At 74.6% G+C, this 19973-nt stretch carries 20 protein-coding genes; 10 read left to right on the top strand and 10 right to left on the bottom strand.

Annotated features, from left to right (window positions below; all coding sequences use genetic code 11):
- Window positions 1–16: 16 nt before the first annotated feature.
- Window positions 17–739: an ABC transporter permease gene (locus M8C11_RS03190; RefSeq protein WP_252448249.1), complete on the bottom strand. Its 723-nt coding sequence runs from the start codon at window positions 737–739 to the stop codon at window positions 17–19.
- Window positions 736–1425, bottom strand: a complete 690-nt coding sequence (locus M8C11_RS03185; RefSeq protein ID WP_120572798.1) for an ABC transporter permease — start codon at window positions 1423–1425, stop codon at window positions 736–738. Before M8C11_RS03185 ends, M8C11_RS03190 begins: the two co-directional genes overlap by 4 nt.
- 2 nt (window positions 1426–1427) lie before the next feature.
- On the opposite strand from M8C11_RS03185, the gene M8C11_RS03180 reads away from it, so the two are divergent.
- Window positions 1428–2420, top strand: a complete 993-nt coding sequence (locus tag M8C11_RS03180; RefSeq protein WP_252448248.1) for an ABC transporter ATP-binding protein — start codon at window positions 1428–1430, stop codon at window positions 2418–2420.
- Window positions 2421–2422: 2 nt separating this feature from the next.
- Here M8C11_RS03180 and M8C11_RS03175 read toward each other — a convergent pair whose 3' ends face one another.
- From M8C11_RS03175 to folP, 7 genes are all read right to left on the bottom strand, one after another.
- Window positions 2423–2914 carry a hypothetical protein gene (locus M8C11_RS03175; RefSeq protein ID WP_091425714.1) on the bottom strand — a complete coding sequence of 164 codons (492 nt, stop codon included), beginning with the start codon at window positions 2912–2914 and terminating at the stop codon, window positions 2423–2425.
- A gap of 83 nt (window positions 2915–2997) precedes the next feature.
- Window positions 2998–3300, bottom strand: a complete 303-nt coding sequence (locus M8C11_RS03170) for a hypothetical protein (protein ID WP_120572796.1) — start codon at window positions 3298–3300, stop codon at window positions 2998–3000.
- 59 nt (window positions 3301–3359) lie between these two features.
- Window positions 3360–4586, bottom strand: a complete 1227-nt coding sequence (locus M8C11_RS03165) for an ABC transporter permease (protein WP_252448247.1) — start codon at window positions 4584–4586, stop codon at window positions 3360–3362.
- A 113-nt stretch (window positions 4587–4699) separates the two neighbouring features.
- Complete coding sequence (locus M8C11_RS03160) at window positions 4700–5188, bottom strand: DUF3180 domain-containing protein (protein WP_252448447.1); 489 nt, start codon at window positions 5186–5188, stop codon at window positions 4700–4702.
- Window positions 5189–5273: 85 nt separating this feature from the next.
- Window positions 5274–5801, bottom strand: coding sequence for a 2-amino-4-hydroxy-6-hydroxymethyldihydropteridine diphosphokinase (gene folK / locus M8C11_RS03155; RefSeq protein WP_252448246.1), 528 nt, complete (start codon window positions 5799–5801; stop codon window positions 5274–5276).
- A complete protein-coding gene (folB, locus tag M8C11_RS03150) occupies window positions 5798–6157 on the bottom strand; it encodes a dihydroneopterin aldolase (RefSeq protein ID WP_043327897.1) in 360 nt (119 codons plus the stop codon). Before folB ends, folK begins: the two co-directional genes overlap by 4 nt.
- Window positions 6154–7125: a dihydropteroate synthase gene (gene folP / locus M8C11_RS03145; protein WP_252448245.1), complete on the bottom strand. Its 972-nt coding sequence runs from the start codon at window positions 7123–7125 to the stop codon at window positions 6154–6156. Before folP ends, folB begins: the two co-directional genes overlap by 4 nt.
- Window positions 7126–7483: 358 nt before the next feature.
- Here folP and M8C11_RS03140 point away from each other — a divergent pair, with 358 nt between their 5' ends.
- Genes M8C11_RS03140 through M8C11_RS03110 form a run of 7 tightly spaced genes read left to right on the top strand, consistent with a single transcriptional unit; the run spans window position 7484 to window position 15874 of the window.
- On the top strand, window positions 7484–7798 hold the full coding sequence (locus M8C11_RS03140; RefSeq protein WP_013288976.1) for a hypothetical protein: 315 nt from the start codon (window positions 7484–7486) through the stop codon (window positions 7796–7798).
- A gap of 14 nt (window positions 7799–7812) precedes the next feature.
- On the top strand, window positions 7813–8175 hold the full coding sequence (locus M8C11_RS03135) for a hypothetical protein (protein ID WP_013288977.1): 363 nt from the start codon (window positions 7813–7815) through the stop codon (window positions 8173–8175).
- 49 nt (window positions 8176–8224) lie between these two features.
- On the top strand, window positions 8225–11608 hold the full coding sequence (locus M8C11_RS03130; protein ID WP_252448244.1) for an ATP-binding protein: 3384 nt from the start codon (window positions 8225–8227) through the stop codon (window positions 11606–11608).
- 1 nt (window position 11609) lies between these two features.
- A complete protein-coding gene (locus M8C11_RS03125) occupies window positions 11610–13535 on the top strand; it encodes an MFS transporter (RefSeq protein ID WP_252448243.1) in 1926 nt (641 codons plus the stop codon).
- Window positions 13532–14092 (top strand): hypothetical protein, encoded by a 561-nt coding sequence (locus M8C11_RS03120; protein ID WP_252448242.1) that lies wholly within the window; start codon window positions 13532–13534, stop codon window positions 14090–14092. Before M8C11_RS03125 ends, M8C11_RS03120 begins: the two co-directional genes overlap by 4 nt.
- Entirely contained in the window at window positions 14089–15264 is a 1176-nt protein-coding gene (locus M8C11_RS03115; protein ID WP_252448241.1) for a peptidoglycan DD-metalloendopeptidase family protein, read from the top strand. Before M8C11_RS03120 ends, M8C11_RS03115 begins: the two co-directional genes overlap by 4 nt.
- A gap of 10 nt (window positions 15265–15274) precedes the next feature.
- Window positions 15275–15874, top strand: coding sequence for a hypothetical protein (locus M8C11_RS03110; RefSeq protein ID WP_121683714.1), 600 nt, complete (start codon window positions 15275–15277; stop codon window positions 15872–15874).
- A 7-nt stretch (window positions 15875–15881) separates the two neighbouring features.
- Here the strand turns inward: M8C11_RS03110 and M8C11_RS03105 are convergent, their stop codons facing one another.
- Window positions 15882–16439, bottom strand: a complete 558-nt coding sequence (locus M8C11_RS03105; RefSeq protein WP_252448446.1) for a hypothetical protein — start codon at window positions 16437–16439, stop codon at window positions 15882–15884.
- A gap of 213 nt (window positions 16440–16652) precedes the next feature.
- Here M8C11_RS03105 and M8C11_RS03100 point away from each other — a divergent pair, with 213 nt between their 5' ends.
- Both M8C11_RS03100 and M8C11_RS03095 read left to right on the top strand, forming a co-directional pair.
- The gene (locus M8C11_RS03100; RefSeq protein WP_252448445.1) at window positions 16653–19235 is read left to right on the top strand and encodes an FtsK/SpoIIIE domain-containing protein; all 2583 of its coding nucleotides are present in this window, start codon (window positions 16653–16655) and stop codon (window positions 19233–19235) included.
- Window positions 19232–19933 carry a hypothetical protein gene (locus M8C11_RS03095; protein WP_135242354.1) on the top strand — a complete coding sequence of 234 codons (702 nt, stop codon included), beginning with the start codon at window positions 19232–19234 and terminating at the stop codon, window positions 19931–19933. Before M8C11_RS03100 ends, M8C11_RS03095 begins: the two co-directional genes overlap by 4 nt.
- Window positions 19934–19973 lie beyond the last annotated feature (40 nt).

Below are 19973 nucleotides of genomic sequence, written 5' to 3'. Positions count from 1 at the left end.
GATCGTCACCGACGGATCAGCCGCCGGCCGTCGCCGCCGTCGCGCGACGGCTCGCCCGCCGGCGTGCGCGGCGCAGCGGTCGGGGCGTGACCACCCGCTCCACCAGCGCGAGCACCCCCTCGACGAGCAGCGCCAACCCGGCCACCAACACCCCGCCGGCGATGATCTGCCCGCCGCCGGCGGCGATGTCGAGCCCGAACCCGGCCCGGATGATCTGGCCCAGCCCGCCGCCGTTGACGAAGGAGGCGAGCGCGGCCGTGGCCACCACCTGCACCGCCGCGGTACGGAAGCCGGCCGCCAGGTAGGGCACCGCGAGCGGCAGCTCCACCCGGCGCAGCACCTGCCCGCCGGACAGGCCCATCCCCCGGGCCGCGTCCCGGGCCTCCGGGTCGGCCTGCCGCACCCCGGTGTACGCGTTGGCCAGCAGCGGCGGCACCGCGAAGACCGCGAGCGCCACCACCACGGCCGGGCGGCCGAAGCCGAGAAACGTCAGCGGCAGGATGGTCAGCAGCGCCAGCGTCGGGATCGCCAGCGTGACGTTGGAGACCAGCAGGACCAGCCCGCCGCCCCGGCCGCTGTGCCCGAGCCAGAGCCCGATCGGCCAGGCCACCAGGCAGCCCAGCAGCACCGCCAGCGCGGACATGCTCAGGTGTTCGCCGAGGCGGTCCAGCACCCCGCCGGGGTTGGTCCAGTTCAGCGGGTCGTTCAGCCAGACCACTGCCTGCTCGACGGGGTTCACCGGGCGGACCTCCCGCGCAGCCAGGGGGTGAGCAGGCGGCCCACGCCCGCGAGCACCAGGTCGAGCACCAGCGCCAGCAGCACGCACAGCACCGTGCCGGTCATGATCTGCGCCTTGTAGAAGTTGTTCTGGAAGCCCGCGAAGATGAGCTGGCCGAGCCCGCCCCGGCCGACCACCACCCCGACTGTGACGAGCGCGACGGTGGACACGGTCGCCAGCCGTACGCCGGTGAGGATGCCGGGTAACGCCAGCGGCAGCTCGATCCGGAACAGCCGGCCCCACCTGCCGTACCCCATGCCCTCGGCGGCCTCGCGCACCTCCGGTGGCACCTGGGTCAGCCCGGCCAGCGCGTTGCGCACGATGACCAGCAACGCGTACAGCGCCACCACGGTGAGCACGGTGATCGCGCCGATGCCCAGGTACGGCGCCAGGAACGCGAACAGCGCCAGCGACGGGACGGTGTAGAGCACCCCGGTCACCGCCAGGATGGGGGCCGACAGCGACCGGAACCAGTACGCGAGCACCGCGAGCGGCAGCGCCACCAGCGCGGCGATCACCACGGCCCGGGCGGTCAGCGAGGTGTGCTCCCGCAGCGCGGCGAGGATCGTGTCAGAGTTGTCCCGCACGTACTGCCAGGAGAACCACGGATTACCCGGGTCGGCCCGGTAGCTCAGGTGGAGGGACACACGTGGACGGTACCCCGGGAGGCACCGCCGGAGGCGGCGCGGCGTCGATCACGCTGGAGCGCATCCGCAAGCGGTACCCGGACGGCACCGAGGCGGTACGCGAGCTGAGCCTGGAGGTCGCGGCCGGCGAGCTGGTGGTGCTGATCGGCCCGTCCGGCTGCGGCAAGTCGACGGTGCTGCGGATGATCAACCGGCTGATCGAGCCGACCGACGGGCGGATCCTGCTCGGCGACGACGACGTCACCCGGGTCGACCCGGTGGCGTTGCGCCGCCGCATCGGCTACGTCATCCAGAACGTCGGCCTGTTCCCGCACCAGACCGTCGCCGCGAACGTGGCGACCGTGCCGGGGCTGCTGGGCTGGCCGAAGCAGCGGACCCGGGACCGGGTCGACGAACTGCTGGAACTCGTCGGTCTGGACCCGGCGCAGTTCGGCCGGCGGTACCCGCACGAACTGTCCGGCGGGCAGCGGCAGCGGGTGGGCGTGGCCCGCGCGCTGGCCGCCGATCCGGTGGTGCTGCTGATGGACGAGCCGTTCTCGGCCGTGGACCCGATCGTCCGGACCCGCCTCCAGGAGGAGTTCCTGCGCTTGCAGGCCGAGGTACGCAAGACGATCGTGCTGGTCACCCACGACCTCGACGAGGCGGTCCGGCTGGGCGACCGGATCGCGGTGCTGTCCGAGGGCGGCCGGCTGGAGCAGTACGACACACCCGCCGCGCTGCTCGGCTCGCCCGCCTCGGACTTCGTCCGCGAGTTCGTCGGCGCCGACCGGGGCATCCGGCGGCTCGCTGTCACCCCGGTGACCCGCGCGGTGCTCGACCCGCTCCCGGCCGACGGCGGCACCGGCCTGCCCACTGTGGCGCTCGGCGACTCGGCGTACGACGCGCTCGGCGCGCTGCTCACCGCCGGCGCCGAGCACGCGGTGGTCACCGAGGAGGGCCGCGCGGTGGGGCTGCTCGCCCGGACCCGGCTGCTGACGCTGGGCGCCGTGGACTGAGGTCAGGCCCGGCCGCCGAGGCTGGCCAGTCCGACGATCCAGCCCGCGAAGAAGCCGTACGTGACGCCGGTGCTGGCCGCCTGGAACGCGGCGAACAGCGAGCCGTGCGGCCCGAGGAGCGTGGCGAGCAGGGCACTGAGCCCGCCCGCGAGCGCGTACGCGCCCCAGCCGGAGAGGAACTGGCTGCCCGAGGACGTGACCCGGTCGGTCTGCGGGCCCGGCAGCAGGTACAGCAGCGCCGCGGCCAGCACGATCAGCAGGATCGCCCGCAGGTTGGTGGCGAACACGCCCTCGTCGGCGTGCCACCGCCAGGACGGCCAGGCGAGCAGCCGCAGGAACCAGCCACCGGCCCCGGTCGGGTCGGTGCCGCGCTGCGCCCAGTCCACGTACATCGGGCTGCCGCCGACGGCGACGAGCAGGAACGCGGCGAGCGTGCCGGTGCCGGCGGCCGAGCCGTACCGGGAGACGGTGCGGGGGCGGTTGCTCAGAGCCATGCGGCGGTCAGTTCCCGGCCGGTCCCGCCGGGCAAACCTGCGTAACCGGTCGGCCGCCGTCGGCCGGCGTGCCGTCATCGACCTCAGTGCTTCATCAGGTAGTCGATGAAGGCGGCGCGCAGCAGCGGCGCGGACTCCTCGTAGCCGTGCCCGGTCAGCTCACGCCAGAGCGCGTTCGCCTCGTCGATGGTCGGGCCGACCGAGTTCGGCGCGCCGTCCAGCGCGGCGGCCTCGTCCGCGTTCGGCAGGTGCCGCAGGACCGACCAGAAGAACCCCACGTCGCGGCGCTCGCGCGCCAGGTGGAACGCCTGCTCGCGCAGCTCCTCGGTGGAGAGCTTGTCGAGCTCGTCGAAGGTGCGGCCGCCGGGGGCGGGAGTTTCGGTCATGCCGCCGAGCCTAACCGGAGAGATCAGTCCGGGCGCGCCGGACGCACGGCGTCCGCCGGTCAGCGGTCGTCGGCGTCCCAGCGCCGGGGCTCGTTGTCCCAGCGCGGCGCCTCCCATGCCTCCACCGGGGTGTCGTGCTGGCGTACCGGCAGCACCGACGGCCAGGTGTCGGCCGGCTCGGGCGCCGGGGTCATCGTCCAGCCGCCGCTCAACGCGCCGTCCCGGGCCGGGCGGACCGGGCCGAGCGGACCCGGCGCTGCCGGGCGGGGACGGCCGAACGTCTCGACCAGCCGGGTGACGAGCAGGCCCACGCCGAGCACGGCGGCGCCGAGCGCCCACCGGCTGACCGTCCAGCCGTACGGGACGGTCCAGGCGAGGAACACCACCACCAGGCAGACCGCGAACAGCGTGCCGAAGATGCCGCCGCGGCGCCCGTACGCGCTCGTGCCGGCGAGCATCACCGTGCCGACCGCCAGCACGGTCCAGTCCAGGCCGGTGCCGGGCGCGACCTGACCGTCCCCGTTCGCCGCGATCAGCACGCCGCCGAGCATCGCCAGCACCGTGGACCCGACGAGCGCCAGCGCGGTCACCGTGGCGGCCACCGCGCCGCGCCGCCGGGCCGGGTCGGCGACCGGACGGAACCGGCCGATGAGACGGCGTACGGGTTTCATCGCGGCGAACAGGCCACCGAGGACGGCCACGGCGGCGAAGCCGACGAAGAAGTAGAGCGCGCTGCGACGGGGGTCGTAGTCACCCTGCACCGCCACCGGGCCGGTCCGCCGTTCCAGGTAGACGATCACACCGGCCGCCCCGGCCAGGCTCGCCGCCCATCCGGGCACGTGCAGCACCACCACGGCCAGGGCGAGCGCCAGCCCGGCCGCCGCCGCCACCGCCAGCGCCGGCAGCAGCGCCTCCCGCATGCCCCGGTCGCCCTGCTCGGCGAAGTGCAGCGCGGCGGCCAGCGCGACCGGGCCGATCGCCAGGTTCACCGCGCCGGCCCGCAGGCTCAGGCCGGCGGCGAGCGTGAGCAGGCCGAGCGCCGCGACGTCGACGAGCAGCGTCTTCAGGGCGCCGCCGCGCAGCGCGTCCGCGTCCTCCCGCCAGAGCAGCCAGGCCATCGTGACCAGGCCGGCGAGCAGCACGAACTCCCAGAGCACGTGCACCGCGATCCGGTCCCGGCCGGGTTCGCCGTGCGCCGGGTCGTCGAAGACGTTCTCCAGTACGGCAGCGGGCACACCGGACGACGTCTCCGGCGGCGCTGTCCGGCCCGCATCGTCGTACGCCATTGGCTCGCGCCTCCCCAGGTGGCCGCGTCCGGCCCACGGGCGGGCGGACCGGTGGCGGCCGTCGCTCTCCGGTCGCCAGGGACGGTACCGCCGGGCCGGGGCGTGGGGAACCCTCAGAGACGCCCGCGGGGCGTCTCGCGGTCGCCCGGCTCGCGGTCCTCGTCGTCCTCCTGCTCCGGCACCCGGCAGGAACGCTCCAGCCAGAGCGCGGCCGCGACCAGCGCGAGCGCGGCGATCAGGCCGCCGAGTGCGGCGGGCCGGTCGCCCTCGGCCGCGTTCGTGCGCTCCACGAAGAGCCAGCCGGTCAGCCCGGCGTAGAAGCCGGCGAAGATGGCACCGGCCAGCGCGGACGCCTTGGCCAGCACCACGAACCGGGCGACCAGCAGGGGGTTCACCGGCTCTCGGCCGGGCCGCCGCTCGATCCGGCCCCGGGTGTTCACCGCCGCGTAGCCCTCCAGCACGGCCAGCCCGGCCAGCGTGATCACCGGCAGCCAGGGCAGGTCGGGCGCGAAGTCGTAGTAGAAGCCGCTGATCAGCAACCAGGCCACCGCGGCGGCGGCCAGACCGGCCACCACCAGCGTGGAGGCCCGGGTCGGACCCATCCGGAAGCGGTCGGGCCCCTGCGGGGAGCGGTCGGTGCTCACCGCACCTCCTCAGCTCGCCACTGCCGGGCCACGATCCACCGGGTCATGTGTCCGACTCTAGCGTCAGATCGGGGCGCGGGCTCAGTTCCAGGGCGTCCCCGGCCAGCGGCTCGGCGTTGAGCAGGTCGGTCAGCCAGCCGTGCCCGGGCAGCCGGCCGTGCGGCTCGATGTCGATCCACGGGCGCAGCACGAAGGCGCGCAGGTGGGCCCGCGGATGCGGCAGGATCAGCTCGGGATCGTCGCGGAGCACCGGCTCACCGGCGTCGTCCCAGACCGCGATCACGTCCACGTCCAGCGTGCGCGGCCCGTACCGCCACCCCGGGTCGCGGGCGCGCCCGGCCGCCGCCTCCGCGGCCCGGGCGCGGGCCAGCCAGTCCTCCGGCGCCGCCGCCGGGTCCGCGACCATCACCGCCGCGTTCAGGTACGCGGGCTGGTCGGCGTCCCCCCACGGTGGAGTCTCGTAGACACCGGAGACCACCAGCACCCGGTCGCCGAGCGCGGCCACCGCGCCGCGCAGGTGGCCGAGGCGGTCGCCGAGGTTGCTGCCGATCGACAGCACGGCCCGGGTCATCGGGTACGCCGCATCGTGACCGCGACGTCGCGGAAGGCGTGCGGGATCGGGGCCTCCGGCTTGTGCACGGTCACCGTCGCGGCGGCCACCAGCGGCTCGGCCAGGCAGACCGCGAGCAGCCGGTCGGCGAGCGTCTCGATCAGGTTCACCGGTTCGCCGGTGATCACCGCGACCAGGCGTTCGGCCAGCTCGCCGTAGTGGACGGTGTCGGTCACCTCGTCCGAGCGCGCGGCCGGGCCCAGGTCCAGTTCGAGCACCGCGTCGACCACGAACTCCTGCCCCTGTGCGCGCTCGAAGTCGTAGACGCCGTGGCGGCCGTGCGCACGCAGGCCGGTCAGTTCGATCCGGTCGGTCATCGGTCGCCTCCGCTCGTGCCGGTGGCCGCTTCCGCCGGCCGGGTGCCGCCGGTGGCCGTTTCCGCCCGGCGGGTGCCGCCGGTCGCCGCTTCCGTCGGTGACTCGGTCGCGCGCCGTGCGCCGTGCGCGGTGGTGAGCCGAGGGCTGCCGGTGGCACGCCAGACGGCGAGCGCGTCGGCGGTGGCACGGACGTCGTGCACGCGTACCCCCCAGGCGCCGGCCGCGACGGCGAGCACGCTCGTGGCGACGGTCGCGGCCTCCCGGCCCGCGGTGGGCCGGGATTCGCCGGCCGGGTCGGCGAGAAGCCGCCCGAGGTAGGACTTGCGGCTGGCCCCGAACAGCACCGGGAAGCCCAGGTCGACCAGCTCGGGCAGGCGGGCGCTCAGCGCCCAGTTGTGCGCGGCGGTCTTCGCGAAGCCCAGACCCGGGTCGACGATGATCCGGTCGGCGGCCACCCCGGCGGCGAGCGCGGCGTCGACGCGCCGGCTCAGCTCGTCCCGGACCTCGGCCACCACGTCGGTGTACGTGGCCAGCTCGCGCATCCCCCGGGAGTGCCCCCGCCAGTGCATGAGCACCCAGGGGCAGCCGGCGTCGCGCACCACCCGGGCCATGTCCGGGTCGGCGAGGCCGCCGGAGACGTCGTTGACCACGTACGCGCCGGCGGCGAGGACTGCCTCGGCGACCCGGGCGCGGCTGGTGTCGATGCTGACCCGGATGCCGGCGGCGCTCAGCTCGCGGACCACCGGCAGCACCCGGGCGGTCTCCGTCTCCGCGTCGACCCGGTCGGCGCCGGGCCGGGTGGACTCGCCACCCACGTCGATCAGGTCGGCGCCGTCGGAGCGCAGTCGCACCCCGTGTGCGACGGCCGCGTCCAGATCGGCGTATCTGCCGCCGTCGGAGAAGGAGTCGGGCGTGACGTTGAGGACGCCCATCACCACCGGGGTCTCCGCCCGTACCAGATCGGTCACGGACCCGACAGTACCGTTCGCCGGCAGGGCTTCCGGCCACCGGGCGAGCGCCCGACGCGGCACCCCTGACGTGCGCATTGGAACAGGTGTACGATCGGTCATCCGGGCTGTCGGAGGTCGAGTCTTCACGGCTTGTCGCAAAGGTGGCCGGGCCGTACGCTTTGGAATTGCCCAGCATCGAGATGGCGAAGCCTGGAGGGAGGGCCGAAGCGGGAAGAATCCCCCCAAAACTCACCACTCTGCGTGGTGGGTGACGGACTCAGCGTTGACGGCGCTGTCTCTGACGAGCACCATCCCGCCAGGCTTGCCTACTTGCACCAACGCGGCGCCGCCGGCCGCGACCTTGGGGAGGTTTCCAGTGATCGCCATCGAGCTCATGGCAACGGCGTCCAGTGCCGTGGACCACGCGCTCCACACCCTGGCGTCGACTCCACTCGCCGAGCCGGCCCCGAAGGGCATCGACACCGACAACGTCGTCACCTTCTTCGCCAGCAAGATCGCGCCGATCCTGCTCGCGGTCCTCGGAGTGATCTTCATCGGCCGGGCCAGCCGGGGTGAGATCTCGAAGGTGCTGACCAGCTCGGCCATCGCCATCATCGGCCTGGCCTTCATCGCCGGAGCGGCCACACTCTTCTTCGTCGGCGACTACCTGATCAACCTGATCTTCGAGTAGGGCGCTGGGCGACGATGCGGCTGCGCACCGACGACGACATCTACCGGGCACGCCTCGTCTACCTGGGGCCGCCCGGGTACACCCTTCCCGTCCACCTGCCGTACGCCCAGTACGGCCTGTTCATGCTGCTCGTACCCCTCTACATGTTCATCCACTGGTTGTTCACGCTCCAGGTCGAGCTGTTCCCCGCCTGGGAGATCTCGCTGGCGATCGTGACGACCTCGTTCATCTTCCGGTACGTCGACCCGGACCGGCCCGCGCGCATGGTCATCCGGACCGCGCTGACCGACTGGCGACGCACCCGGGAACCGGCCACCGAGCAGCGGGATCCGCGGCTCGTCGCGAGCCGGATCAGGATCCGGGAGGAACTGGCATGACCGGGCGTACGACAACCGTGCAGACGAACGACGCGGGTGAGGCGGTCGCATGAGTCGCTCTTCCACGCCGGGTTCCCCGGCCGGGCGCCCGGCCGGGCCCAACAGTAACCGTGCGCGATCGTTCGACTACCCGCCGGACGAGGATCTGGACGAGGTCGTCCTCGACAGCGCGCTCGTCACCAGCCCCGGGCACGGCCGCGTCGGCGTCTTCCAGCCGCCGCGACCGCTCACCCCGCGCGAGCCGGCACGCCCCGACGGCGACATCGACTCCCCCTTCCTCGACCTGTTCGGCGGCGCGCAGCCCCGGCGGCGGCCCGCCGCGTCCACGCCGCCCGCACCGGTCGAGCCGGTGGTGGCGCCGCCCCGCCGCGGCGTCGGCCGCGAGCCCCTGCCGATCCCGCACCAGCCCGCCGTGCCGATCGAGCCGGCGCCCCGGGCCGAACCGGAGCCACCGGCCCGCGAGCAGGCCCCTGGGGTACGCGCGGTCGGGCGCCCCCGGCCCGAACCCGCACACGCCGCACCGCCACCGGTCGAGCCCTCCCTGCCCGACCCGCCGGCCGCGCTCGCCCCGCCGCCGCCGTCGCGTAGCCGCGTGCCGCAGCAGGCCGGTGACCGGCTGCCCGCGCTCCGATCCCCGGCCGAGCCCGAGCCGGCGCTCCCGCCGCCCCCGCAGATCCACGCCCCCGCGCCCGCGCCCGTCCCCGCCGAATACCGGGAGCCGGATCTCGCTCCCGCCGACCCGCTCACGGCCGCTACGGCACCGTCGCGGGAGGTCGGCCGCCCGGCGCACCGCGAGGTGGCGCCACCCCGGCAGCGCACGCCGGAACGCCGCAACCGGCCGACGAAGCCGGTCCGGGTCCGCGCTCCGAAGATCAAGTTCGGCGACCGGGATCCCTCCGTCGAGCTGGCCATCACCGAGATCGCCGGCCACCTCACCTTCACCCCCAACACGGTCACCGCCTGGTACTGGCTGCCCGAGGTGCGGTGGGCGTTCCGGCCGGACGCCGAACGCGAGGCCCTGCTCTCCGCGATCTCCGAGCAGTACGCCGGACTCGCCGGGTTCCGGCTGCACCTGCGCCGCACCACCCGGCCCTTCCCGGCCGACGAGTGGGCCCGCACCATCGACGCGCACACCGCCGCGCCGCTGCCCGACGTACCGGGCACCACCGGCTGGGCCGACCACCTGGTCGCCGCCCAGCGGCACCTGATGGCGGTCAACCACGCCGAGGGCCAGACCTACCTCGGTGTCACGTTCGCCCGCCGGTCACTCGGCGACTCGCTCACCGAACGCCTGCTGCGTACGTTCGGCCGGGGCACCGCCGACGGCGAGCGGCGCCGGCTGAGCCGTACCGTCGAGCAGTTCGACGAGGTCCTCGGCGCGTTCGGCATGCGCGGGCGCCGGGTCACCGCGCCCGAACTGGAGTGGCTGCTCTACCGCTCGGTGGCGCTGTGCATGGCGCCGCCCGGCGTCCTGTCCCCGATCACCAACGGCCGGTGGGAACGCGGCGACCTGCTGGCCCTCACCGAGCAGGTCGAGCGCTACCGCACCCCGTACGGCTCGACGGTGAAGCTGGTCAACCGGATGACCGGCGAGGAACGCCACGTCGCCGTGCTCGCGGTCGGCCGGATGGAGCCGCTGGAGATCCCCGAGCGGCACGAGCCCTGGCTGCACTTCCACGAGCGGCTGCCGTGGCCCATGGAGCTGTCCACCCGGGTCGACATCCTCGGCCCCAACGACTCCTTCCGGAACCTCGAACACCGGCTGCGGATGATCCGCTCCCAGCAGCTCGACTACGCCGAGCACGGCATCGACGCGCCGCCGGAGCTGGAACGCCTGGCCAAGCGGGCGCTGGTGATCGGTGACGAGATGACCACCGGCCTGCCCGTCGACTCGGCCCGGGCACACGGCTGGCACCGGATCGCGGTCGGCGGCCGTACCCGGGAGGAGTGCCTGGAACGGGCCCGGCGGCTCATCCAGCTCTACTCCCGGGAGCTGCGCATCTCGCTCCAGCACCCGAAGAACCAGGACTGGCTGGCCCGCGAGTTCATCCCCGGCGAGCCGATCGCCAACACCGGCTACGTCCGGCGCATGCCCGTCAACCTGCTCGCCGCCGCGCTGCCACAGGCCGCGTCCACAGTCGGCGACCGGCGCGGCGACCTGATCGGGCGGACCGCCGGCACCTGCCGCCGGCCGGTCTTCCTCGACCTGCACTTCCCGATGGAGGTACGCGAGCGCTCCGGCCTCGCCGTCTTCGTCGCCGAGCCCGGCGGCGGCAAGTCGACGCTGCTCGGCGCGCTCGGCTACCTGGCCGCCCGCCGCGGCGTGCAGGTGACGCTGCTCGACCCGTCCGGCCCGCTGGCCCGGCTCTGCGCCATGCCCGAACTCGCCCCGTACTCCCGGGTGCTCAACCTGACCGGCTCGGAGCAGGGCACGCTCGCGCCGTACGCGCTGATCCCGACGCCGCTGCGCAGCGAGTTCGGCGCCGGCGCGGCGGGCGACCGCGAGTTCGAGATCGCCGTCTCCAACGCCCGCGCCGAGCGCCGGATGCTGGTGCAGGACATCTGCATGATGCTGGTGCCGCCGCAGGTGGCCCGCGAGGCGTCGACCGCCACGCTGTTCCGGCACGCGGTACGCCAGGTGCCCGCCGAGGAGACCTCCACGCTCGACGACGTCGTCACCTGCCTCCAGGGGCTCGACGACGACGCCGGCCGCGAGCTGGCCCACCTGCTGCTCGACACCGCCGAGATGCCGCTGGCCATGCTCTTCTTCGGCCGGCCGCCGGAAGGGCTGCTCGGCGCCGACGCCGCGCTCACCGTCATCACCATGGCCGGCCTGCGGCTCCCCGACCTCAAGATCGAGCGGGAGTACTGGTCGGCCGAGGAGGCGCTCGCGCTGCCGATGCTGCACACCGCGCACCGGCTGGCCGTACGCCGCTGCTACGGCGGGTCGATGTCCTCCCGGAAACTGGTCGGCCTCGACGAGGCGCACTTCATGGAGGGCTGGCGGTCCGGGCGGTCGTTCCTGGTCCGGCTCGCCCGCGACTCCCGCAAGTGGAACCTCGCCGCGCTCGTCGCCTCGCAGAACCCGAAGGACATCCTCGGCCTCGACGTGCAGAACCTCGTCTCCACCGTCTTCGTCGGCCGGATCGCCGAGGACAGCGAGATCGCCTCCGAGGCGCTGCGCCTGCTGCGGGTGCCTGTCGACGACGGGTACGAGGCGACACTCGCCTCGCTCTCCCAGGCGGACAGCGGATCGGCCAACCGGCTCGGCTTCCGCGAGTTCGTCATGCGCGACGTCGACGGGCGCGTGCAGAAGGTCCGGGTCGACGTGTCGTACGTCGACGGGCTGCTGGAGCACCTGGACACCACCCCCGCCGCGGTCGCCCAGGCCGCCGGGATACTGCCGACCGTCCTGGCTGACCTGGAGGCGTGACATGGCGAGGGCACGGATCGCGGCGCTCCTCCTCGCGCTCGGCGTACTCGCCGGGGCCACGATCTCCTGGCCGGTGATCGGGGCGGCCACACCCGCGTACGCGGCCGCGCCGGTCACCCAGGCGCGCGCCGAGCTGTGCAGCACCAAGGAGTGGCAGGCCGACTTCCGGTCCTGCGTCGGCAAGCTCAAGGAGGTCAGCGAGGACCAGGTCGAGTGCCGCAACGCTCCGGTGCCCGCCGCGCCGGACTCGGGACTGGCCGGCTGGTTCGCGTCCCGGCCCGACTCGGCGAAGGAGCCCGGCCCGAAGGGCCTCTACAGCGACTACGGGTACGCCGGGTACAGCTACAACACGTACGACATCGACGGTGGGTGCGCCTCGTCGGTGCTGCACCCGGACTACCGGTTCACCACGATGGTCGCCAACGGCGAGTTCATGTTCGCCAACGCGGTGATCGGTGCCTCGAACGCGCTGCGCGAGCGGGCCTGGGATCCGCGGACGATGTGGAGCTGGGCCGACCCGCTGGTGGAGCAGGCCACGAAGGCCGTCTACCAGAAGGTGTTCAGCGTCTTCGGCATCATCACCGTCTGCGTGGTCGGCCTCTACCTGCTCTGGCGGTCCCGCCAGTCGGACATGAGCAACGCGATGACCACTGCCGGCTGGGCGCTGCTGGTGATGGTGGCGGTGACCGCGCTGGCCGCCTGGCCGGTCAAGTCCGCGAACATCGCCGACAACACGCTGATCACCACGCTGGGCGTGGTGCACGACGCGGTCGGCCCCTCCTCCAAGACCGTCCCGCCGGACAAGTGCGCGCTGCCGAACCCGAGCGCCTGCGTCGACAAGCGGCCACCCGCCGTGCGCGCGAGCGACACGGCGACCGAGACGATGCTCTACCGGAACTGGCTGCGCGGTGTGCTCGGCTCGGCGGACAGCGAGACTGCGAAGAAGTACGGCCCGGCGCTGTACGACGCCAAGTCCCTGACCTGGGAGGAGTCGGAAAAGCTCCGCCAGAACCCGGCCACGCGCGAGGGCACGATCAAGGCCAAGCAACAACAGTGGGCGCGTGTCGCCCAGCAGATCGAAACTGAGGATCCGGAGGCCTACGAGTACCTCAAGGGCACCAAGGACATGGACCGGATCGGCGCCGGGTTCATCGCGGTGCTGGCATCGGTGCTGTTCGCCATGTTCGACCTCACCGCGTCGCTGCTGGTGCTGCTCGGTTTCCTGATCTTCCGCTGGGCGGTGATCGCCGCGCCGATCCTCGGCACGGTCGGCCTGATGCGCCCGGCCAGCGCCGGCCTCCGGCGGCTGGCGAACGCGGTGGTCGCCGCGGTCTTCAACATCGCCATCTTCGGCACCGGCGCGGCCATCTACCTCTTCGCCGTCGACCTGATCATGAACACCGCCACGCTGCCCGGCTGGCTCCAGGTGGTGCTGGTCTGGCTCTGCGGGGTGGTCGGCTGGTTGCTGCTGCGGCCGTACCGCCGGATCACCCAGCTCGGCGGCAAGGACAGCAGCGAGGCGGTCAGCTCGGCCGGCTCCTGGCACCGGCGGTTCTTCCGGGACATGCGGATCGCGGCCCGGCTGGACGTGGCGGAGCCCGGCGGCACCAACGAGCCGGCGATCGGCAAGCGTCGCGCCGTCACGGCCGACCAGCGCAGCCTCCGGCCGGAGGCCCGGCACGAGGATCCGGCGCACAGCGCCAGATCCGCCGAACGGGAGCGGCCGGACGGGCGGGAACGGCCGGAGGAGGCACCAGCCAGCGGGCGGCCGGCCACCACACCCCGGCCCCGGCGCGCGCCGTCGACCTGGACCGAGCCGGACGTGCCGGAGGAGTCGCCCTCCTACGCCGTCTACCGGCCGGACTCGGCGGGCCGCGGCACCTCCCCGGCCCGGCCGGCGCCGCGCATCCGCTCCGAGGCCCGGTGAGTCCGGTGCGACGCGCGCTGGAGTTCCTCTTCACCCGGATCCTCCGATCCCGGATCGGCGTCGCCCTCGTGATCGCCGTTCTGGTCTTCGGGGTGATCGGCGCGGCCCGCCTGGTCGCCGGGCCGGGCGACTCGGGCCTCGGCCTGACCAGCCGCCCCACCCAGCCGATCAGCACCGCGGACCCGGAGGCCGGAGACGACGGCGTGCTTGCCAGCCCGCCGGCCGCGGTCGCCCCGAAGACCCGGCCGGGCGAGGACACGCCGGAGCAGGTCGCCGGGCGGTTCACCGCCGCGTGGCTGAGCGGTCCGGGCAGCAGCGGCGACGCCTGGCAGTCCCGCCTGCGGCCGCTCTCCACCCCGGCGCTGGCCGAGAAGATGACGGGCGCCGACCCGGAGACCGTGCCCGCACGGAGGACGACTGGTGCACCTACGCTCCGGCCCCGCACCGAGTCCTTCGTGGAGGCGCTGGTTCCGCTCGACAACGGCACGCTCCGGCTCGAACTCGTCGCACCGGACGGACCCTGGCTGGTGGACGCGATCGACTGGGAGCGGTCGTGACCGCCGGCCCGGCCGTCGCCGGACAGGTCCGCCGGAAGCTGCGCCTGGGCGTGGTCGCCACAGCCGTCACGAGCGTGCTCGCCCTGCTCTGCTGCGTCGGCGGCGCCGGCGCGTTCCTCCTCACCGAACTGGGCGGCGACGAGGACGACCCGAAGCTCGCGGCCCTGAACTGTGACCCGGCCTACCAGGTGAACCTGACCGGCGACATGCCGCGCTTCGCCGAGTACGGCGAGCGCCAGCTGCGCAACGCCGCGGTCATCATCAAGGTCGGCCAGGACATGAAGCTCCCCGCTCGCGGCTGGGTGATCGCGCTGGCCACCGCGATGCAGGAATCAGCGCTGCGCAACCTCGCCAACAGCACCGTCCCGGCGTCGCTCGCGCTGCCGCACGAGGGGGTGGGCGCCGACCACGACTCGCTCGGTCTGTTCCAGCAGCGGCCAGGGTGGGGCAGCGTCGAGCAGCGGATGACGCCCTCGTACGCGGCCCGCAAGTTCTACCAGAAGATGGAGAAGGTGCCGAACTGGCAGCAGCGCCCGCTCACTGTCGTGGCCCAGCGGGTCCAGGTCAGCGCCTACCCCGACGCCTACGCCAAGCACGAGGAACTGGCCGGACGCATCGTCGACGCGCTCGCCGGCGGCGCCGCCCGGACCGTGGAGATCGCCGGCAAGGCCGTGTGCGACGCCGCCGCCGGAGACCGGATCGCCGCCTCCGGCTGGACCGCGCCGCTGCCCGGCGGTGTGGTCTCCGGCTTCCGCACCACGGCCCGTCCCAGCCACCACGGTGTGGACCTGGCCGCCTCGAAGGGCACGCCGATCCACGCCGCCTCGGCGGGCCGGGTGCTGGTGGCCCGCTGCGACCCCGACCGCTCCGGACGGCGGGACTGCGACCGGGACGGCTGGCCGAACAAGGGTGGCTGCGGATGGTTCGTGGACATCCTGCACGCCGGCGGGTTCATCACCCGCTACTGCCACATGGTCGAACGACCCCGCGTGGTGCCGGGTCAGGCGGTCGAGGCGGGCGAGGTCATCGGGATCTCCGGCAGCAGCGGCAACTCGTCCGGTCCGCACCTGCACTTCGAGGTGCACAAGGACGGCGACCGGTCCAGCAACGGGGCGGAGAACCCGGTGCCCTTCATGCGTAAGCGGGGCGCGCCCCTCGGCGAGACCGGGTGAGGCCGGACGGATGAGCAATCCCCTGCCCGACCCGTTCGCCGACCGGCCGGACTGGGCCCCGCTGCCGCCCCGGCCGGTGGAGACCGTGCCCGCCACCGGCGGGACCGAGCTGCGCGGCCGCCGCGTGCTCGTCGGCCTGCCCGGTCTCGGCTGGCGCGGCGACCTGCGGGCCGACGAGCGGGTCGTGCAGGGCAGCCGCACCTACGTGCCGGTGATCCCGGAACACGAGTGGTACCGGGCCGAGGCCGAGCAGGTGGAGGTGTTCGCCCCGCTGGTGCCTGTGGAACGGGTCTGGGTGGAGACCATCGGCGAACGACGATCGGCGACCGGGGCGACCGCCCCGGGACTCCGGCTGGTCTCGCTGGACGTGCCCGAACGCCGGCCGCCGACGCCGGTGTTCGAGGCCGACGCGGTGACCGGGCGGCGAGTGGTGCACGTGGACAACGGCGTGGAACGGCGCGACCTGCGTGCCGTCACGGAGACCTATTCTGGCGCGGACGGGGACATCTGCGTACGGGTGGCCCCCGAACTGGAGTGGTACCGGTGGGCCTGGCGCGGGCAGGCACCGACCACGCTGGAGGTGCCGGTGCACCTGCTCTGGCTGGAATAGCCCGCAGTCAGTCGGCGCGCTGCGCCGAGCAGACGCCCCACCCGTCCTCGCGTCTCGTCTCGAAATGCCACCTCTGTCGATCGCTCTGCGAGATGCCCTCGACGGAGGCGGAGATGATGAGTTCGACCTCGACCACTGCGGACTCGCCGGACTGCTGGACGGCCAGCGGTCCCCAGCTCACCGAGATCGTCGTGTTGAAACGCTGCTCCCGGGCTACGAGGTCGTCGCGAAGCGCTCGCAATGCGTCCGCGTCCGCCCTTCCAGCGCAGTCGAACTCCTCGGCCCTCGTGTCGTTGCGGTCCACGAGGAACGCCCGGAGATAGTTGTCCACCACGACGTCGGGGGCGCTTCGGTCCGGGGCGGTGGCGCGGTCGTACAGCACGAACCCGACCACCCCGCCGACAGTGCACAGCACCGCCACCACCCCCGCGACGACAGCGAGCACGGTGCGCACCGGGCGCTTGGGGCGTACCGGGGCGGGAGCGGGCGCGGGGGGCGCCAGCTGCTCCGGCGGGGTTCGCTGCGCCGGTACTCGGGACACCTGGGAACCGGCGGGGGGCTGCACTGATTCCACCTCCTGAGGCTATCGGCTGCGCCTCGCGTACCCAATGGCTGGAACGGGCGGATCGTGGCGAACCGCCGGGCGGACGCTGCCCGGCGGCGGGGTGAGGCTGCTCACCGCCGACCAGCTCACCGCGCCGACCGACATCCCGGTGGACGGCCCCCGACTGGGTTACCGTCACACCTCGGGGAGGACATGTCGGCCTCGGAAAGAGGGGTGGACGCGGTGGCGACTCCGAAGGCGCGCGCCGGCCGGGCCGCCGCGCTGCACCGCCGGGCCGAGGCCGCCGCGACGGCGGCGGCGGGCATCCTCGACGAGATCCGGCCCGCGCCCGCCGACCACCACCGGCAGTACGAGCTGGCCGAGCGCCTGCGCGCGGCGGCCGATCTGGCGGCGCCCGGTTGGGCCGGCGGTCCGATGGAGACGCTGACCGCGGCGACGCCTCCCGGTGACGGCCTGCCGCCGCTGGTCCGGGTGGGCACCGCGTCGCCGCTCGACGACGCCCGCTTCCCCGCGCTGGTGCCGTTGCTCGGCAGCGGCCACCTGAGCCTCGACGCCGACGCCTCGGACGTCCGGGTGGCCGGGCTGCTCCGCGCGCTGCTGCTGCGCGTCTTCGCCGCCACGCCGGCGGGCGCGCTGCTGGCACGTGCGGTCGACGGCGGTTCCGGTGAGACCTTCGCCGGGTACGCGCCGCTCGCCGATGCCGGCCTGCTGCCGCCGCCCGCCACCGACCTCGCCGGGATGCGTGCGGTGCTGGCCGAGGCGGAGCAGTGGGTGGCGGCCGGGACGGCCCGGCAGCGCGGGCACGACCGGACGCTGCTGCTCGTGGTCGCGGCGCTGCCCGACGGTACGACAACCGCCGACCTGGACCGGCTCGCCGGGCTGGCCGAGGGCGGGCCGCGCGCCGGGCTGCATCTGGTGCTCGCCGGCTGGCCGGAGGGCAACCCGCTGCCGCGCGCCACAGCGGTCACTGTCCGCACCGCGTACGCGCTGGTCGGTGACCCGCCCGGCGCCGGCTTCAGCAGTCCCGGCGCCGAGCCGCCGGGCGGCTTGAACTCGCCCGTGTTCCTCGACGACGATCCGCCCGCCGACCTGGTCGCCGCGGTGTGCGCGCGGCTGGCCCGGCAGATCGAGGACGGCTCCCGGCTTTCCCTGCGGGACCTGCTGCCGGCGGACGGCCTCTGGACGGCCGGCTCGGCCGACGGGCTGAGCACCACCGTCGGTGACGCCGCCGGGCGCCCGGTCAGTCTCGGTTTCACCGAGCTGACCCCGCACTGGCTGGTCAGCGGCCGGGGTCAGGCGGGCCGGTCGGCGTTCCTGACCGACGCGTTGTTCGGCCTCGCCGCCCGGTACGGCCCGGACGAGCTGGCGCTCTACCTGGCCGACCTGGCCGACGGCGAGTCCTTCGTGGAGTTCCTCCAGACCGAACGGGACCGCTCCTGGGTGCCGCAGGTGCGTGCCGCCGGAATGGCGGCCGACCGGGAGTACCTGGCCGACCTGTTCGGCGAGCTGGAGGCGGAGCTGCGCCGCCGCGAGGAGGCGTCCCGGCGGGCCGGTGGGCAGCGCTACACCGAGCTGCGGGAGCACCAGCCGCTACCCCGGATCGTCTGCGTGGTCGACAACTTCCCGCTGGCGCTGCGCGAGCGGGACCGGCTCGCCGCCGACCTGCTGGCCCGGCTGGACGCGCTCGCCCGCGCCGGCCGGTCGTACGGGATCCACCTGGTGCTGGCCGGCGAGGGCGACCTGGGCATCGGCGGTCCGCGCGACCCGCTGCTCGGCCAGTTCCCGGTGCGGGTGGCGCTGCCCGGCGGCTCGGCGGTGCTGGAGCCGGCGAACGACTCGGCGGCCGGGCTGCCGGTGGGCAGCGCGGTGGTGAACACGGCGGGTGGTCTGGGCGGTCCGCGCGGTGCGACCCGGGGACACGAGCGGATGATCCGCTTCCCTGATCCGTACGAGGATCCCGAGGTCCTGACCGGCCTGCGGCGACGGCTCTGGGAGGCGCGGGGCGAGTCCGCGACGCCGCCGGTGGTCTTCGCCGGGTTCGCCCGTCCGCTGCTCGCCAACGATCCGCGGCACCGGGCCGCGCTCGCCGGCCGGGCCCACGCGCCCGCCGCGTTGCTCGGCCGGGCGGTCGACGTCTGGCGGTCCACCGTCACGGTGCCGCTGGGGCCGGGCGCGGGGCGGAACCTGGCCGTCCTGGGGCGGGACGAGGAGGCCGAGCGCCTGCTGGTCACGGCGGTACGCAGCGCCGCGGCGGCGCATCCGGGCGCGGCCCGGTTCGTGCTGGCGCCGCTGGCGAACGGGTCGGCCGAGCCGGCCGGGGTGCTCGCCGCCGAGCTGGCCGGACGCCACCGGGTCGAGACCGTCGACGCGGCCGGGCTGCGGACCGCCATGGAGTCGGACGAGCCGGGCTACCTGGTGGTGTTCGGGCTGGACGTGCCGGACGCCGGCGAGCTGCCGCCCGACCTGCTGCGGACGCTGCTGCTGGAAGGGCCGCCGGCCGGCCGGCACCTGCTCGGCTGGTGGCGGACACCGGCTCCGCTGGCCGGGCTGCTCGGCCCGGAGGGCGAGGTGGACAAGCTCACCGCCGTGGCGGTCACCGACGTGCCGGGCGGCCGGCTGGAGCAGCTCTTCGACCGCCCGGTCTGGTGGCGGCCCCGGCCGGGTCGCGCGGTGCTCTGGGACGGCCCGGACGAGCAGGGCACCGTCTTCGTGCCGTTCGGCACGGCCGAGGTGGCGACCGCGCGGGTCGAGCCGGGCCCGCAGGTGACGGACCGCGCCGGGGAGGGGGCGGCATGAGTGAGACCGGCACGGCCGTACCGGGGCCCCGCTCGGGTGGGCCGACCACCGTGGCGGACCCCGCCGAGTCGGCCTGGGCGGAGTACGTCGCGGCCGCGCGGGCGCTCGACGGCGTACGCCGGGCGGCGGCCACCGCGGCCGGGGAGCAGGCGCGGTCGGTGGCCGCGGCCCGCGAGGAGCTGACCGCGGTACGGGAACGGCTGGCGCCGCAGCAGTCCCGGCTGCGTGATCTGGGCGTACCGGCGATGTCGCTGGTCCCGACGCCGCCGGAGGTGACCGAGGCGGCCCGGTCGATGGCGGGCGGGCCGTCGGCGGTGCTGGCGGCGCTGCGCGCGGCCGGGGACTGGGCGGACGCCGCGGACGACACGCTGAGCGCGCGTGGCCTGCCGCGGCTGGCCCGATGGCCGTCCCGGCCCCGCAACCTGCTGGTGTACGGGCCGCTGGCGCTCGTGGTGCCGCTGCTCCAGCTGCTGCTGTACGCGGTCGCCGGTCCGGGGCCGGTGACGGTGCTGGCGCTGCTCGTGGGGCTGCCGCTGCCGGCTGTGGCGTTCATGCTGGGCTGGCTCGCGGTGGGGCGCGTCTTCCGCCCGCGGCCCACCGACCGGGTGGACCGGACACCCCGCTTCGGCGCCCTGGTCTGCCTGGTTCCGGCGGTGCTCACCGCCGCCGGCCTGCTGCTCGCCATGCTGCCCGACTGACGACGGCCGCGCCCTCCCGGGCGGGAGTACGCGGCCGTCG

This window comes from Micromonospora sp. CPM1 (assembly GCF_023896895.1).
GTDB classification, from domain to species: domain Bacteria; phylum Actinomycetota; class Actinomycetes; order Mycobacteriales; family Micromonosporaceae; genus Micromonospora; species Micromonospora tulbaghiae.
Note: the sequence above shows the minus strand (reverse complement) of the source record. Positions and strands in the feature narration are given on the sequence as shown.

Excerpts from the sequence above, each read along its gene's own strand:
- M8C11_RS03160 (WP_252448447.1), bottom strand. The coding sequence starts at position 5,188 with ATGGGTCCGACCCGGGCCTCCACGCTGGTGGTGGCCGGTCTGGCCGCC.
- M8C11_RS03095 (WP_135242354.1), top strand. The coding sequence starts at position 19,232 with ATGAGTGAGACCGGCACGGCCGTACCGGGGCCCCGCTCGGGTGGGCCG.
- M8C11_RS03125 (WP_252448243.1), top strand. The coding sequence starts at position 11,610 with ATGGCGAGGGCACGGATCGCGGCGCTCCTCCTCGCGCTCGGCGTACTC.
- M8C11_RS03175 (WP_091425714.1), bottom strand. The coding sequence starts at position 2,914 with ATGGCTCTGAGCAACCGCCCCCGCACCGTCTCCCGGTACGGCTCGGCC.
- M8C11_RS03165 (WP_252448247.1), bottom strand. The coding sequence starts at position 4,586 with ATGGCGTACGACGATGCGGGCCGGACAGCGCCGCCGGAGACGTCGTCC.
- folB (WP_043327897.1), bottom strand. The coding sequence starts at position 6,157 with ATGACCGACCGGATCGAACTGACCGGCCTGCGTGCGCACGGCCGCCAC.
- M8C11_RS03170 (WP_120572796.1), bottom strand. The coding sequence starts at position 3,300 with ATGACCGAAACTCCCGCCCCCGGCGGCCGCACCTTCGACGAGCTCGAC.
- M8C11_RS03135 (WP_013288977.1), top strand. The coding sequence starts at position 7,813 with ATGCGGCTGCGCACCGACGACGACATCTACCGGGCACGCCTCGTCTAC.
- folK (WP_252448246.1), bottom strand. The coding sequence starts at position 5,801 with ATGACCCGGGCCGTGCTGTCGATCGGCAGCAACCTCGGCGACCGCCTC.
- M8C11_RS03110 (WP_121683714.1), top strand. The coding sequence starts at position 15,275 with ATGAGCAATCCCCTGCCCGACCCGTTCGCCGACCGGCCGGACTGGGCC.
- M8C11_RS03130 (WP_252448244.1), top strand. The coding sequence starts at position 8,225 with ATGAGTCGCTCTTCCACGCCGGGTTCCCCGGCCGGGCGCCCGGCCGGG.